General features: G+C 72.4%; 15 protein-coding genes. 7 read left to right on the forward strand and 8 right to left on the reverse strand.

Annotated features, from left to right (window positions below):
- Window positions 1–502: 502 nt before the first annotated feature.
- Complete coding sequence (locus ACFV1J_RS31640; protein WP_385863824.1) at window positions 503–1,240, reverse strand: hypothetical protein; 738 nt, start codon at window positions 1,238–1,240, stop codon at window positions 503–505.
- A 485-nt stretch (window positions 1,241–1,725) separates the two neighbouring features.
- Between ACFV1J_RS31640 and ACFV1J_RS31645 the strand changes: the two genes are divergently transcribed.
- The 3 genes from ACFV1J_RS31645 to ACFV1J_RS31655 all read left to right on the forward strand — a co-directional run bounded on the left by ACFV1J_RS31645 (window position 1,726) and on the right by ACFV1J_RS31655 (window position 4,206).
- Entirely contained in the window at window positions 1,726–2,007 is a 282-nt protein-coding gene (locus tag ACFV1J_RS31645) for a response regulator transcription factor (protein ID WP_385863826.1), read from the forward strand.
- A 281-nt stretch (window positions 2,008–2,288) separates the two neighbouring features.
- Window positions 2,289–2,714, forward strand: a complete 426-nt coding sequence (locus ACFV1J_RS31650; protein ID WP_385863828.1) for a hypothetical protein — start codon at window positions 2,289–2,291, stop codon at window positions 2,712–2,714.
- Between the two features lie 322 nt (window positions 2,715–3,036).
- Window positions 3,037–4,206, forward strand: a complete 1,170-nt coding sequence (locus tag ACFV1J_RS31655; protein WP_385863830.1) for a trypsin-like serine peptidase — start codon at window positions 3,037–3,039, stop codon at window positions 4,204–4,206.
- 37 nt (window positions 4,207–4,243) lie between these two features.
- On the opposite strand, the gene ACFV1J_RS31660 is transcribed toward ACFV1J_RS31655, so the two are convergent.
- Complete coding sequence (locus ACFV1J_RS31660) at window positions 4,244–5,671, reverse strand: PLP-dependent aminotransferase family protein (RefSeq protein ID WP_385863832.1); 1,428 nt, start codon at window positions 5,669–5,671, stop codon at window positions 4,244–4,246.
- A gap of 70 nt (window positions 5,672–5,741) precedes the next feature.
- On the opposite strand from ACFV1J_RS31660, the gene ACFV1J_RS31665 reads away from it, so the two are divergent.
- Complete coding sequence (locus tag ACFV1J_RS31665) at window positions 5,742–6,248, forward strand: carboxymuconolactone decarboxylase family protein (protein ID WP_385863910.1); 507 nt, start codon at window positions 5,742–5,744, stop codon at window positions 6,246–6,248.
- Between the two features lie 89 nt (window positions 6,249–6,337).
- Here ACFV1J_RS31665 and ACFV1J_RS31670 read toward each other — a convergent pair whose 3' ends face one another.
- From ACFV1J_RS31670 to ACFV1J_RS31680, 3 genes are read right to left on the reverse strand one after another with little or no spacing between them, the layout of a single operon-like run.
- A complete protein-coding gene (locus ACFV1J_RS31670; RefSeq protein ID WP_385863834.1) occupies window positions 6,338–7,081 on the reverse strand; it encodes an isocitrate lyase/phosphoenolpyruvate mutase family protein in 744 nt (247 codons plus the stop codon).
- On the reverse strand, window positions 7,078–7,527 hold the full coding sequence (locus ACFV1J_RS31675; protein ID WP_385863836.1) for a carboxymuconolactone decarboxylase family protein: 450 nt from the start codon (window positions 7,525–7,527) through the stop codon (window positions 7,078–7,080). The genes ACFV1J_RS31670 and ACFV1J_RS31675 overlap by 4 nt, the downstream gene beginning before the upstream one ends.
- 4 nt (window positions 7,528–7,531) lie before the next feature.
- On the reverse strand, window positions 7,532–7,963 hold the full coding sequence (locus tag ACFV1J_RS31680) for a carboxymuconolactone decarboxylase family protein (protein WP_385863912.1): 432 nt from the start codon (window positions 7,961–7,963) through the stop codon (window positions 7,532–7,534).
- 92 nt (window positions 7,964–8,055) lie between these two features.
- Between ACFV1J_RS31680 and ACFV1J_RS31685 the strand changes: the two genes are divergently transcribed.
- The 3 genes from ACFV1J_RS31685 to ACFV1J_RS31695 all read left to right on the forward strand — a co-directional run bounded on the left by ACFV1J_RS31685 (window position 8,056) and on the right by ACFV1J_RS31695 (window position 10,539).
- On the forward strand, window positions 8,056–9,492 hold the full coding sequence (locus ACFV1J_RS31685) for a PLP-dependent aminotransferase family protein (protein WP_385863838.1): 1,437 nt from the start codon (window positions 8,056–8,058) through the stop codon (window positions 9,490–9,492).
- Between the two features lie 236 nt (window positions 9,493–9,728).
- On the forward strand, window positions 9,729–9,923 hold the full coding sequence (locus ACFV1J_RS31690; RefSeq protein ID WP_385863840.1) for a hypothetical protein: 195 nt from the start codon (window positions 9,729–9,731) through the stop codon (window positions 9,921–9,923).
- A gap of 70 nt (window positions 9,924–9,993) precedes the next feature.
- Window positions 9,994–10,539, forward strand: a complete 546-nt coding sequence (locus ACFV1J_RS31695; protein WP_385863842.1) for a hypothetical protein — start codon at window positions 9,994–9,996, stop codon at window positions 10,537–10,539.
- Window positions 10,540–10,605: 66 nt separating this feature from the next.
- Here ACFV1J_RS31695 and ACFV1J_RS31700 read toward each other — a convergent pair whose 3' ends face one another.
- The 3 genes from ACFV1J_RS31700 to ACFV1J_RS31710 all read right to left on the reverse strand — a co-directional run bounded on the left by ACFV1J_RS31700 (window position 10,606) and on the right by ACFV1J_RS31710 (window position 12,593).
- Window positions 10,606–10,983, reverse strand: coding sequence for a hypothetical protein (locus ACFV1J_RS31700; protein ID WP_385863844.1), 378 nt, complete (start codon window positions 10,981–10,983; stop codon window positions 10,606–10,608).
- Window positions 10,984–11,032: 49 nt separating this feature from the next.
- Window positions 11,033–11,599: a GNAT family N-acetyltransferase gene (locus ACFV1J_RS31705; RefSeq protein WP_385863847.1), complete on the reverse strand. Its 567-nt coding sequence runs from the start codon at window positions 11,597–11,599 to the stop codon at window positions 11,033–11,035.
- A gap of 61 nt (window positions 11,600–11,660) precedes the next feature.
- On the reverse strand, window positions 11,661–12,593 hold the full coding sequence (locus ACFV1J_RS31710) for a hypothetical protein (RefSeq protein ID WP_385863849.1): 933 nt from the start codon (window positions 12,591–12,593) through the stop codon (window positions 11,661–11,663).
- Window positions 12,594–12,882 lie beyond the last annotated feature (289 nt).

The raw sequence follows: 12,882 nt of genomic DNA on the forward strand, positions 1-12,882 counted from the left end.
GCGCGCCCCCGCGCGCGGCCCCCACCCCCCCACACCCCTGGCCGCGCTCGCGCCCCAACACGACCCGCCCCCCCCGCCCCCGGCCCCCCCCGGGGCGGGCGGCCCGGAGCCCCCCCCACCCCCTTCGGGCTCACCCGTTCGGATGGCGGCCGGGGAGTTCCGCCCGGCGCACGGGCGCGGACGCCCGAGGATGCCACCATGCCGCTTCCCCCGAAATGCCCCACGACCGACTGTGACGACTGGTTGTGGAAGGACACCACCCAGACCAGTACCGACTGGGACAACTGGCGCTGGTGGTGCTGCCGTTGCCAGAAACAGTGGTACCCCACGGCGGAACAACTCGGGGAGTTCCGCCATGGGGCATCGGGAGGACCGGGAGGACCGGGCATCCCGGGGCGGCAGCCGCGCGCCGCCGCGTACCGGGACCCGAGGGTGGCCGCCGCCCGTCCGTGACGCGGTGCGGTCCGTGACGCGGTGCGGCGGCGCGCTGGTCCGTACCGGCTCAGGCGTTGTGCAGGCTCGCCCTCCAGTAGCCCTGCACACCGGCGTCCAGCGCCTGGATCTTGTTGAGCGCCGCGCCGAAGGAGGCGAAGCGCGGGGTGGCCTTCCAGGTGGCCGAGATGCTGGCGGCCCCACGGACCAGGCGCGGCTTGCCACCGCCCTTGATGTCCACCGCCGCGTTGACGTTCGTCACCGTCGCGTCGCCGTGCAGGAGCTTGGTGGCCCGTCCGCCCCTGGCCAGGTACTGCACCGACACCTTCTCGGTGGTGACCGGGATGCCGAAGATCTCCTCCGACATCGCGAAGCTGACGCGGGTGTTCACACCGGCGATGGTCCCCTTGGCCTCGACCCGCACCTCCTTCACGAACGACACGTCCGCGTTGTACGGCGTGGCCGCGCGCCGGCCCCCGGGCCGGGTGGTGCCCTTCAGCGACGCGGTGAGCGCCTCGTAGACCTTGCGGTTCTGGAGGTGGCCGACGAACTTCTGCTGCTTGGCCTTCGGCAGCGCACGGAACGCCTTCAGGGTCCGCTTCGCCTCGGGGGTCTTCCGGGACGCCAGGTACTGCAGATAGCTCTTGACGGTCAGCTTGCTCCCGAGCGACTGCTCCGCGGCGGCCACGGGCGCCGGCGCCGACGACGGCCGGTCGGCGGCCGAGGCCGCGGGTGCCAGGACCGCGAGGGCCGCCGCGCCGGCCACGGCGGCTGACCCGATCCGGCGCATGGTGGAACCGTTGCTCATGGAATCTCCTCTTGCTCTGATCCGGTGTGCGCAGGGGAGACCGAGCGTACGAACGGGGCCGTGCGGGCGGTATTGACCCTTTGGCCGGTGCCCCTCGGGACAGGCCGGGCTTTGAGTGATCCACTTCGCAAACCCGTACCAGCGGTTTAGGAACCCTTTAAGATCTGCCCCAAGTGCTCTTTCCGGCCATGTGGCCTCGCTTGCTGGGCAGTTACCGACCGTGACGCCGCTCATGCCGGGCAGAGGTTTCGTCGGGCGGTAACCGCGCCCGCCTTCCGGCGTCACATGCCGGGGCGGACCGCGGGCCGCAGCGCACGATGACCGCACGCCCATGTTCGTCCGCCGGAAACCCGACTCGACCAACCGGGAAGAAAGCGAGCGATCGTGCCCAGCAGGACTCATAAGCAGAATACGGGGAAGGTAGAACTGCTTTGTCTCAGAGTCATACGTGCAATAGAAGTGAACTATCGGCTGCGCGGATAGCCGTGGCGTACCCCACGAGCCCGCGCCCGACTCCGGGAGACCCCTCCAGAATCCCTCATCTGACGCCGCGCGAACGCCAAGTGCTCATCCTCATCGGAAGGGCCGCGTCCAACCGGGAGATCGGGCAACAACTCGGCATCACCGAACGCACTGTCAAGGCTCACCTGGCCAATCTCATGACGAAGATCGAGGTCGCCACCCGCATCGAAGCGGCCATCTTTGCGTACGCACACCATCACGACATCAGCCCCCCGGACGGCAGTGTCCCGGTGAACCAGCCGTAATCCCCCCGGCCGCCGGTAACCTCCTCGCCCTCGGGACGGGCGAGGAGGTTCCTTCCTTTCCGGCCGAAATTCTCCATTCCCCTCCGCACGATTCCCCTCCGTGCGATTCCCCTCGGTACGGGTCCCCTCCGTACGAGTCCCCTTCGGCCAATGACCGGACGTCCGTTGGCCGTACGTCCGATGCCCGAAGAGGCAATAGCGGAATACCGGAGGGCGGCGGAAGACTCTTTCCGGCGATCACCGAACAACCGGTGCGCCGCGAAAGAGAGAAGAGGAGTCCCATGCGCAAGACGATGCGGATGGCCGCCACCGCCCTCGCCGCCGCGGTCACGCTGGGTATCGCAGCCCCCATGGCCGGCGCGGCCCAGCACTCCCGTACCCCGGTCGTCTCCTCGGTCCAGGTGGGTGCGGTCCGCTCGGCCGGTGACGTGAACACCCTCACCGCGGTGACCTACGCGGCCGGCCTCGACAAGGCCCAGGTACAGGGGATTTCGGGCAAGGATGCCAAGGATCGCGCCAAGGCGATCGTGAAGTTCCTCAAGAAGGTGCTCGGCAAGCACTACAAGGAGGCCAAGGCCGCCGCGAAGAAGGGCGTCGCCGCCTTCCGTAAGTGGGTGAAGACCCTCAAGCCGGGGAGCCCGGTCCGGATCCTCCTGGAAAAGGTCGACAAGTACGTGCTGGAGCTGATCGTCAAGTACCTGCGGTAACACCCCGCTCACAGGCCCCTCTCCAGGAGAGGCTCAGGACCGGCCCCCGAGGTCCTGAGCCTCTCCGTCTTCCGTCCCCCGACCGCTGCCTGCCTCCTGTGGGGGGAGTGTGGGCGGCGCCCGGCCCCGCACCGCTGCTGCCGGTGCGGGGCCGTCCGACGTGCGGTGACCTCTCCCGTTATGTCCAACCGGCCTTCGGGCCCTGGCCGTTCCCCGCGCTCCGAGGGGCGGCATAGTAGGCGCAGTCCGAGTCGGGACATGACACACCACACCATGGCGCCGCGTGTCGCGACCGCCACGTACCAGGGGGACTTCCGCTTCCATGCCAGCCATCCGCCGTTCCACCGCCGCGGCCGCCGCCGTGGCCGCGCTGCTCGCGGTCACCGCCACCGGCTGCGGCCCCAGCGACGACAAGGCCGCCGCGCCCGGCAGTTCGGCCGCCGCCGACCAGAAGGGCCCGGGCGACGGGGGTCTGAAGCTGCCCAAGGGCATGCCGACCAGCATCGACGACCTGAAGAAGTGGAAGGACGGCGGCTGGAACGACTGGGGTGACTGGGCGCGCAAGGCCTCCGACTTCGCCAACCCGATCATCAAGGACCACTGGAAGCCCGACCGGCTGGCCAAGGCCAAGGCCGCCCCGGAGATAGGGGTGAACGCCACCGGCGCGGGCAGTGGAACCGCCGCCTCCGATCCCGAGCCGCAGCCGGTCACCGCCGAGCAGGTCGCCCGCCCGTACCACCAGCACATGGCGCCGGTCGGCAAGATCTTCTTCGACAGCCCCAAGGGCCCGATGGTCTGCTCCGGCACGATCGTCGAGGACCCGGCACACCCGGGCAAATCCAACCTGGTGTGGACCGCCGGCCACTGCGTGCACTCCGGCAAGCAGGGCGGCTGGATGCGCAACATCGTCTTCGTGCCGTCGTACAACGACAACGGCGTCCCGATGAACCAGGTCGGCAGCACCCCCGCCCAGCAGGTCACCCCCTACGGCCGGTTCTGGGCGGACTGGATCACCACCTCCGGTGAGTGGATCAACATGGGCAGCGAGGAGACCGGCAACGGCGGCTCGGCCTACGACTTCGCGGTGCTGCACGTGAAGCCGGAGAACGGCGGCGGCAAGTCGCTCCAGGAGACCGTGGGCAACGCCGCCCAGGTGTGGTTCAACGCGCCCTCCGCCGACGGCATCAGCTCCCTCGACGCGTTCGGCTACCCGGCCGCGCCGCCGTACGACGGCGCGCGGATGATGAACTGCCCGGCCCGCCCCGGCCGGCTGGTCATGGAGCAGGGCACGCCCGCCATGCACCGCATCGGCTGCACGATGACCGGCGGCACCTCCGGCGGCGGCTGGTTCGTCAACCGCGGCGGCAAGCTGACCCTGGTCTCCAACACCTCCATCAGCTCCCACGCGCACACCTGGCTGGCCGGCCCGCACCTGGGCCCGGAGGCGCAGCGGGTCTTCGACGGCATCAGCCGCAAGTTCGCCGGCCAGTAGAGCCGGTCCCGTCCCGCTCCCTGCGGAGGACGCCTTCCTACGGCCCCGGCGGCAACGCCCGGCACAGCGCCGCCAGGGCCGCCGGGAAGGCGCTCTCGGAGGGGGTGGCATAGCCGACGACCAGCCCGTGCCGGGGCGGCGCCGGGGCATCCGGATGGTGGTACTCCGACAGCCCGTCCAGCGCCAGGCCCTGCCAGCGGGCGGCCCGCAGCGCGGCACGCTCGTCCGCCGCCCCCGCGCCGTCCGGGAGCTGGAGGACGGCGTGCAGCCCGGCGGCGATACCGGTGACCTCCAGCTGCGGGGCCTGGCCGGCCACCGCGGCGACCAGCTGGTCCCGGCGCCGCCGGTAGCGCTGCCGCATCCGGCGCAGGTGCCGGTCGTAGGCGCCGTACGTCACGAACTCCGCGAGGGTGAGCTGGTCGGTGACGCCGGCCCACGCCTCCCGTTCGCCCTTGGCCGCGAGGACGGCGTCGACCAGCCGCCCGGGCAGCACCATCCAGCCCAGCCGCACCGCGGGCGACAGGCTCTTGCTGACCGAGCCGAGGTGGATCACCCGCTCCGGGTCCAGGCCCTGGAGGGCACCGACCGGCCGGCGGTCGTAGCGGAACTCGCCGTCGTAGTCGTCCTCGATCACATAACCGCCGGTGGCCCGCGCCCAGTTGATGACGGCGGCCCGGCGGTCGGGGTGCAGCGGGACGCCGGTGGGGAACTGGTGCGCCGGGGTGAGCAGTACCGTCCGTACGTCGTCCAGCTCCGCCAACTGCCCCGGATCCGCGCCGAGTTCGTCCACCGCCAGAGGGTGGGTGACGGTGCCGGCCGCGGCCAGGAGCTGCCGGTGGAAGGGCAGGCCGTACGACTCGACGGCGAGCGGGCCGGGGAGGACCGCCGGGAACAGCAGCCGCAGGGCGTGCGCGAAACCGGAGCAGATGACGATCCGGCCGGGATCGGTACGGACGCCGCGGGTACGGGCCAGATAGTCGGTCAGCGCGCGGCGCAGTTCCGGGCGGCCGCGCGGATCACCGGGCCCGAACGCGTCGTCGGGGGCGGCGGTCAGCGCCCGGCGGGCGGCGGCGACCCAGGCCGTACGGGGGAACGCGGCGGCGTCCGGCTGCCCTTGGAGGAGGTTGTGCCGGGGGCGGGCCGCCGGGGCGCGGTGGGCCGGGGCCCGGGTGGGCGCCAGCGGCCGGGCCCGGTCGGCGACCCGGGTGCCGGAGCCCTGGCGGGCGGTGAGCCAGCCCTCCGCGACGAGTTCGGCATAGGCGTCGGCGACGGTGTTGCGGGCGAGACCGAGGTCGACGGCGAGCGAACGGTACGGCGGCAGGCGGGTGCCGGGGGCCAGCCGCCCGGACCGTACGGCCTCGCGGAGCGCACCGAGCAGGGCGGCGCGCCGGCCGCCCGGACCGGTCAGTTCCAGGTGCAGATCGGCGCCCAGGCCCTCGGCGGAATTGACCCATGATTCCGGCATGGAAATGCACCCTACAGCCGGTCGCCTCCGCTCCTAGATTCGAGGCATGACGCACACCACAGCGCACGACATGACCATCCCCGTACCCGCCGACGACGCGACGGAAGCCACCGCAGCCACCGAACTCCGCACCCCCCGGGTCGATTTCGCCAAGGCCGCCCCCAAGGCCTTCCGCGCGCTGATCGGCCTCGACGCCGCGGCCCGCGAGGGCCTGGACCCGGCCCTGGTCGAACTGGTCCAGATCCGGTCCTCCCAGCTCAACAAGTGCGCCTACTGCCTGCACATGCACACCACCGACGCCCGCAAGGCCGGGGAGAGCGAGGAGCGGCTGCACATGGTCGCCGTCTGGGAGGAGGCGGCGCACTTCTTCACCGAGCGGGAGCGGGCGGCGCTGGCGCTCACCGAGGCCGTCACCTTGGTCGCGCAGGGCGGGGTGCCGGACGCGGTGTACGAGCGGGCCGCCCGGCACTTCGCGGCGGACGAACTGGCCCGGCTGCTGGCGCTGATCTTCACCATCAACACGTGGAACCGGATCGCGATCAGCACCGGCAAGGTGGCCGGGACCGACGAACGCTGACGCGGGGGCCGCGGCGGGGCGGACGACCCCGGTACGCCCGCCCCCGCCCCCGCCGCGGCCCGCGGTCCTCGCTCCGTGCGCGGCCGGGCCTAGCCCTCCGCGGGCCGTCCGCCCCGCAGCCGCTCGGCCACCTCCGCCAGCGTGGCCATCGCCGCGTGCTGCAGTCCGCCGCCGAAGGTGATCCGGGCCGCGCCCAGCGCGCCCAGCTCTTCCGGGGTGGGCCCGCCGGGCACCGCGAGGGCGTTCACCGGGCGGCCGATGGCGGTGGCCAGGGCGGACAGCAGCGCGGGCGGGGCGAGGATCGGGTAGACGCAGTCGGCGCCCGCCGCCGCGTAGAGCAGCCCCCGGCGCACCGTCTCCGCCGTCTCCCGCTCGCCCTCGACGCCGCGCAGATACGTGTCGATCCGCGCGTTGACCACCAGCGCGTCACCGGCCTCGGCCCGTACCTCCGCCAGCCAGCCGGCCTGCTCCTCCGCATCGCGCAGGGTGCGGGTGGCGTGGTCGGTGTCCTCCAGATTGCAGCCGGCCGCCCCGGCGTCCAGCAGCCGGCCCACCAGCTCCTTCGCCGACAGCCCGTACCCGGCCTCCACATCCGCCGTGACGGGGACGTCCACGGCCCGCACGATCCGGGCGATCGCGGCGAACATCTCCGCCGGCGGCGTCCGGCCGTCCTCGTATCCGAGGGAGGCGGCGATACCGGCGCTGGGCGTGGCCAGCGCCGGGAAGCCGGCGTCCGCGAAGACCCGGGCGGCGGCCGCGTCCCACGGACCGGGCAGGACCAGTGGCAGCCGCGGGCCGTGGTGCAGCGCGCGGAGCGTCGCCGCGGCGCTCACAGCTCCGTCCCCGGCGGCTGGCGGACCGTGACATTGACCCGGTTCCAGTTGTTGATCGCGACGATCACCGCGAGGAGATGGGCCAGTTCCCGCTCGTCGAAGTGGGCGGCGGCCCGCTCGTGGACCTCGTCCGGCACCTGCCCCTCGGTCAGGACGGTGACGGCCTCGGTGAACGCCAGCGCGGCCCGCTCCCGCGCCGAGTAGAGGTCGCCCGCCTCCTCCCACGCCGGCAGCAGATCGATCCGCCGCGCGCTCACCCCGGCCTCGCGCAGGTTCTTCACATGCATGTCGATACAGAACGCGCACCGGTTGAGCTGCGAGGCGCGCAGCACCACCAGCTCGGCCAGCACCTGGTCGCCCAGGCCCTTCTTCGCGGCCATGGTGAGTGCCAGCTGCGCCTGGTAGAACGCGGGCTGCCGGCTCCAGAACGTCATCCGCTGGGTCATCGGATCAGGCCCTCCCCGGCGTCATGCGGGTGGTCACGCCGAAGCGGTTCCAGGCGTTGATGGTGGTGATCAGGGCGATGAGCTGGGCGAGTTCGGGCTCCTCGAAGTGGGCCGCGGCCCGCTCGTACACCTCGTCCGGGACGAAGCCTTCCGTCAGGACGGTGACGGCCTCGGTCAGCGCCAGCGCCGCCCGCTCCTTGACGGTGTAGTACTCCTCGGCCTCCGCCCAGGCGCTCAGGAGGGAGAGCCGTTCCTCGGTCTCGCCGGCCCCGCGGGCGTCCCTGATGTGCATGTCGAGGCAGAAGGCGCACTTGTTGATCTGCGAGGCCCGGATCTTGACCAGCTCGACCAGCGGCGGGTCCAGGTCCTTCTTCGCCGCCGCGTCCAACGCGATCATGGCCTTGTAGACCTCGGGCGCGAGCTTCGCCCAGTGCATCCGGGGACCGGTCGATGCCGTCGATGTCGTCGATGTTGTCGTCACGACCACGACGCTACGACGGCAATGGCACCCCGCTATGGTCCACTTCCATGGGGAATTCCTGGGCCACTTTCGGCCGTGATCTGCATCTGGACCTCACCGGCCCCGGCGGGCCGCGGGCCGCCCTGATCCGTGCGCTGCGGGACGCCGTACGGACCGGACGGCTGACCCCCGGCACCCGGCTGCCCTCCTCCCGTTCGCTCGCCGCCGACCTCGGCCTCGCCCGCAACACCGTCGCCGACGCCTACGCCGAACTCGTCGCGGAGGGCTGGCTCACCGCCCGCCAGGGCTCCGGCACCCGGGTCGCCGACCGCGTACTGCCGCGCACCGCCCCCGCCGTACGCCGCCCGCACGGCCCGGCCGGCCGCCCCGGCCGGCCGCGCTTCGACCTCACCCCCGGCACCCCGGACATCTCCGCCTTCCCCCGCACCGCCTGGCTCGCCGCCGCCCGCCGCGCGCTGACCACCGCCCCCAGCGAGGCCTTCGGCTACGGCGACCCGGCCGGCCGGCCCGAACTGCGCACCGTCCTCGCCGACTACCTCGCCCGGGCCCGCGGGGTCCGCGCCGACCCCGACCGGATCGTCGTCTGCACCGGTTTCATGCAGGGCCTGGCGCTGCTCGCCCGCACCCTGGGCACCGGCCGGCTGGCCGTCGAGTCGTACGGGCTGGACTTCCACCGCGACGTCATCACCCGCGCCGGGCCGGGCACCGTCCCGCTCGTCGTCGACGCGCAGGGGGCCCGCACCGAGGACCTGGCCGGGCTCGACGACGTCCGCGCGGCCCTGCTCACCCCCGCCCACCAGTTCCCCACCGGCGTACCGCTGCACCCCGACCGGCGGGCCGCCGCCGTCAACTGGGCGCGCGCTACGGGCGGTTACATCCTGGAGGACGACTACGACGGCGAGTTCCGCTACGACCGGCAGCCCGTCGGCGCCCTCCAGGGCCTCGACCCCGACCACGTCGTCTACCTGGGCACCGCCAGCAAGAGCCTGGCCCCCGCCCTGCGGCTGGCCTGGATGGTGCTGCCGGACCGCCTCGTCGACCCGCTGCTGGCCGTCAAACGCACCGGCGAATGGCAGTCCGGCCAGCTGGAACAGCTCACCCTCGCCGAGTTCCTCTCCTCCGGCGCCTACGACCGGCACCTCCGCGGGATGCGGCTGCGCTACCGGCGCCGTCGTGACCAGCTCGTCGCGGCACTCGCCGACCGGGCCCCGCACGTCCACGTCTCCGGCATCGCCGCCGGCCTGCACGCCGTCCTCGAACTCCCGCCCGGCACCGAGCAGTCCATCGTCCAGGCCGCCCGCTGGCAGGGCCTCGCCCTGGAGGGCCTCACCCGCTTCCACGACCCCACCGCCCCACCCACCCCCCGAGACGCCCTCGTCGTCGCCTACGGCACCCCGCCGGACCACGCGTTCGCCGGCGCCCTGGACGCACTCATCAGAGCCCTGCCCCCGGAGCCGGGGGCGGCGCCGGGCGCGGGCGCGTAGGGGGCGGCGCGGATCAGCCGGCCGGTAGGTGGCTGCCGACGATCACGCTGAGCGCGCCCGCCGCGGTTCCGTCGCCCCAGTTCTGCATCCTGTGCCGCACCCCAGGATCCCTGTCGGCGCCCACCTTGGCCGCGGTCCTGTTCCTCGTCGCCGCCGCGGCCGTGTCCGTCACCGGGACGGTCCGGGCCGTCGGAACACCCGCACGCCGTCCCCTGCGCCCGGTGCTTCACCTGGCCGTGGCACTCCTTCTCCTGGTGGGAGCGGACGGCATGGACTACCTCGGAAGCGGGATCGCCTACCGCGCGGCGGTGCGCAACGGCCCGGACATCGCCGGCTGCGAGGGCTCCTACCATGTCACCCCGGGCTGGTTCTTCTTCCTCGCTCCGGAAGACCGCGGGCAGTGGTCCGGCCACGCATCCGGGCCCAGGTGATCCGTTTGCCGGGGGGCGCTTCGAGCCAGTCCACCTACCGAACGCTTCCTGCTCTTCCTGAGGTGCTCCCATGAGCGACGCCTACTCGCCGATACCCGAGCTGAATCTCCTCAAGGCGTTTGACGACACCTGTACGGACTTCTACTCGCCGGGCTTCGAACTGCGCGCGTACAACAACGGCGTGGGCTGGACCGAGCCGGACAACCCAAACTTCGAGGATCGGGTCATCGCCTTCGCCCAGGCCACTTCGTCCGGTTCCCTGTACGCCCTGTGGCGCTGCGACGACCGCGCCGACCTCGCCACCCTGCCCGTCCTCTTCCTCGGCGACGAAGGGGAGCTCTACCTCACCGCCCACGACCTGCGCGAGCTGTTCTGGGACCTGCTCGAAGAGGATTCCGGCGAACCCGTCCCTCCCCGCGCGGAGTACCGCACCACCCGCCAGGCGTACCACACATGGCTGCAGCAGAACTTCGGCCCCACGCCCCCCACCTACGACCGCAGTCCCATGGAGGAGTACGGCTGGCGGTTCGCCGACTGGCTGCTGAGCGTAGGGGAAGAGGACATCGCCGACCTCGTCATCGAAAGGCTGGAGTTCCTCGAAGTGCCCCGGCCTTAGACGTCGTTACACGTCGTTGCCGTCGGCGACGGGTGTGCGGCCGGCCGGTGGGGCGAGACCTGTGCGTCAGCTCGGTGTGCAGGAGCGAAATCGGCGAAGCAGCTCATGAGCGGCAGGGCTCTCGGCGTCGAAGGTCTGGCCTCGTTGGGCGGTTGCCACGTCCGGGCCCCAGATGCGTGCTCCGTGACAGCGGAAGCAGAAGGCGATCTCGAAGAGCAGACCGGTGGAGCTGTGGGCCCGGATTCCCCAACCAGGGAGGAAGCAGCGGTACATCTCACCGTCCGGTAGATCGGCGATCAGCGTCAGCGCCTGCCGGGCCTGGTCCCCCTCCCAGATCGCGACCGCATCGCCGGACAGGTCCTCCGAGGTGAGGTGCCTGACGGGATCGGTGATGCGGACGACCTCGAGAAAGTCGGTCTTCGGGTGGGTGAGGGGCAGCAACATGCTCCGAAGGCTCCTGTCGGTGGACTGCGGTGGACTGCGGGGGGCGGGGTTACAGCTCCCGTACGAACGAGATCCGGTCCAGGCCCGGGCCGTCGTAGTCCGTGTGGACCGGGGTGCCGTGGTCGTCGAGGTGGTCTCCGGGCTCCAGGTGGAAGCCCATGCGGGTGTGGTACGCGACGGAGTCGCGGTTGTTGGGGCTGGTGATGCAGCGGACCTTGGTGCGGCCGGCCTCGCGGGCGCGGGCGAAGAAGCGTTCGTACAGGGCCCTGCCGGTGCCGGCGCGCTTGCCGTCCGGGCAGACGCCGACGAAGTGGATGTACGCCGTCGCCGGGTCGGTCTGGGAGAGGAAGCCGATCAGGAAGGCGTGCAGGGTGCCGTCGGGGCGTTCGACGAGGAAGCTGGTGTCGGAGAAGTGCTGCAGGAAGAGGCGGGGCACGAGCAGCTTCCGTTGCAGTGCGCCGGCCTCGCCGCCCAGGCCGCCCCACCAGTCGGCGAGTGCCGTCTGGAGACGGGAGTGGTCCGCGGGGATTGGGTGACGCAGCGTCAGGTGGTGGGGGAGCGCGGCGGGGGAAGGGTTCGTGCCGTGCGTCGTGGGGTGCGTCGTGGGGTGCGTCATGGGTGCGTCATCCTTCGAACGGAGGCGGTCAACTCACCCTAAGACGGCCGCCGTTACCGCTTCACGCGGTTTCGCGGCGGGCTGCTTGTGTGTCCGGCGCCGCTTGCGCGTCCGGTGCGTTCGGTGCCTTCGGTACGTCCGGTGCCTCCGATGCGTCGTCCCGGGGCGTCGGTGCCTCTCCGAAGCGGGTCAGCAACAGCGCGCCGGCGATCGCCAGGGCGAAACCCAGCACCGCCAGGGGGGCCAGGCCCTCGCGGGTGCGGTCGCCGAGCCAGGCGATGCCGACCAGGGCCGGGCCGATCGTCTCGCCGATCACCATGCCCGCGGTGGCGGCGGTCACCGAGCCGCGCTGGAAGGCGGTGGTCAGCAGCAGGAACGCCGCGCCGCCGCCGATCAGCAGGGCGTACGCGGCGGGGTTGGTGAGCAGAGCGAGCGGCGCGAAGTCGTCCAGCAGGCGGACCGCGACCTCCACCACGCCGAAGCCGAAACCGGCGCCCAGGCCGAGCGCCGCGGCCCGGGACCGTTCGGGCAGCCGTCCGGCCAGTACGCCGGCCGGGAGCAGCGCCACCGCGAACACCAGCGTGGCGATCCGCAGGCCCGGAGTGCCCCGCAGATGGCCCTCCTCGCCGGAGGCCAGCGCCAGCAGTGCCAGTCCGCCGCAGACCACCGCCACCGCCGCCCACTCGCCGCGGCGCAGCCGGACGTGCAGCAGCGGCGCGGCGACCACGGCCGTCACCGCGAGGGTCGCCGCGAGCGCCGCCCCGACCGTGTAGATCGGCAGCGCCCGCAGCGCGACCAGTTCCAGCAGGAAGCCGAGCCCGTCCAGGGCCAGACCGGCCAGATATCGCCACTGCCCGAGCACCCGTAGCAGCAGCCGCGGGTCGACGCCGGAGTCCGTACCCGGCGCGGTGGAGCGCGCGGCCACCGCCTGGAAGACGGAGGCGGTGCCGAAGCACACCGCGGAAGCGAGGGCACAGACCATCCCAAGGAGCATGAAGCGACTGTAGGGGGCCAAGCCGGGAACCGGACGGGGGCCCTCCCGGGCGGCGGGCGGGCGCCCTCTAGGCTGACGCGCGCACACCCGGTGCATTCGCGCTGGCACACACCCAGTGCCTTCGCGTTGACACACATCCAGTGTGTTCGCGCTGACCCACACCACGTGCGTGCGGGCCGACGCGCACACCACGTGCGTACGCGCTGATGCGCACACCACGTGCGTCGCGTGACGGGTGCACCCGTCCGTCAGCGCTGCGGCGCACACCACGTACGTTCACCAAGACAGT

The organism is Streptomyces sp. NPDC059649, assembly GCF_042734445.1.
Taxonomy (GTDB): domain Bacteria; phylum Actinomycetota; class Actinomycetes; order Streptomycetales; family Streptomycetaceae; genus Streptomyces.

What these genes read in the sequence shown, in the direction of transcription:
- ACFV1J_RS31650 (WP_385863828.1), top strand. Translation starts at nt 2,289, where the DNA reads ATGCGCAAGACGATGCGGATGGCCGCCACCGCCCTCGCCGCCGCGGTC.
- ACFV1J_RS31660 (WP_385863832.1), bottom strand. Translation starts at nt 5,671, where the DNA reads ATGCCGGAATCATGGGTCAATTCCGCCGAGGGCCTGGGCGCCGATCTG.
- ACFV1J_RS31695 (WP_385863842.1), top strand. Translation starts at nt 9,994, where the DNA reads ATGAGCGACGCCTACTCGCCGATACCCGAGCTGAATCTCCTCAAGGCG.
- ACFV1J_RS31655 (WP_385863830.1), top strand. Translation starts at nt 3,037, where the DNA reads ATGCCAGCCATCCGCCGTTCCACCGCCGCGGCCGCCGCCGTGGCCGCG.
- ACFV1J_RS31705 (WP_385863847.1), bottom strand. Translation starts at nt 11,599, where the DNA reads ATGACGCACCCCACGACGCACCCCACGACGCACGGCACGAACCCTTCC.
- ACFV1J_RS31685 (WP_385863838.1), top strand. Translation starts at nt 8,056, where the DNA reads ATGGGGAATTCCTGGGCCACTTTCGGCCGTGATCTGCATCTGGACCTC.
- ACFV1J_RS31640 (WP_385863824.1), bottom strand. Translation starts at nt 1,240, where the DNA reads ATGAGCAACGGTTCCACCATGCGCCGGATCGGGTCAGCCGCCGTGGCC.
- ACFV1J_RS31675 (WP_385863836.1), bottom strand. Translation starts at nt 7,527, where the DNA reads ATGACCCAGCGGATGACGTTCTGGAGCCGGCAGCCCGCGTTCTACCAG.
- ACFV1J_RS31665 (WP_385863910.1), top strand. Translation starts at nt 5,742, where the DNA reads ATGACCATCCCCGTACCCGCCGACGACGCGACGGAAGCCACCGCAGCC.
- ACFV1J_RS31680 (WP_385863912.1), bottom strand. Translation starts at nt 7,963, where the DNA reads ATGCACTGGGCGAAGCTCGCGCCCGAGGTCTACAAGGCCATGATCGCG.
- ACFV1J_RS31700 (WP_385863844.1), bottom strand. Translation starts at nt 10,983, where the DNA reads ATGTTGCTGCCCCTCACCCACCCGAAGACCGACTTTCTCGAGGTCGTC.
- ACFV1J_RS31710 (WP_385863849.1), bottom strand. Translation starts at nt 12,593, where the DNA reads ATGCTCCTTGGGATGGTCTGTGCCCTCGCTTCCGCGGTGTGCTTCGGC.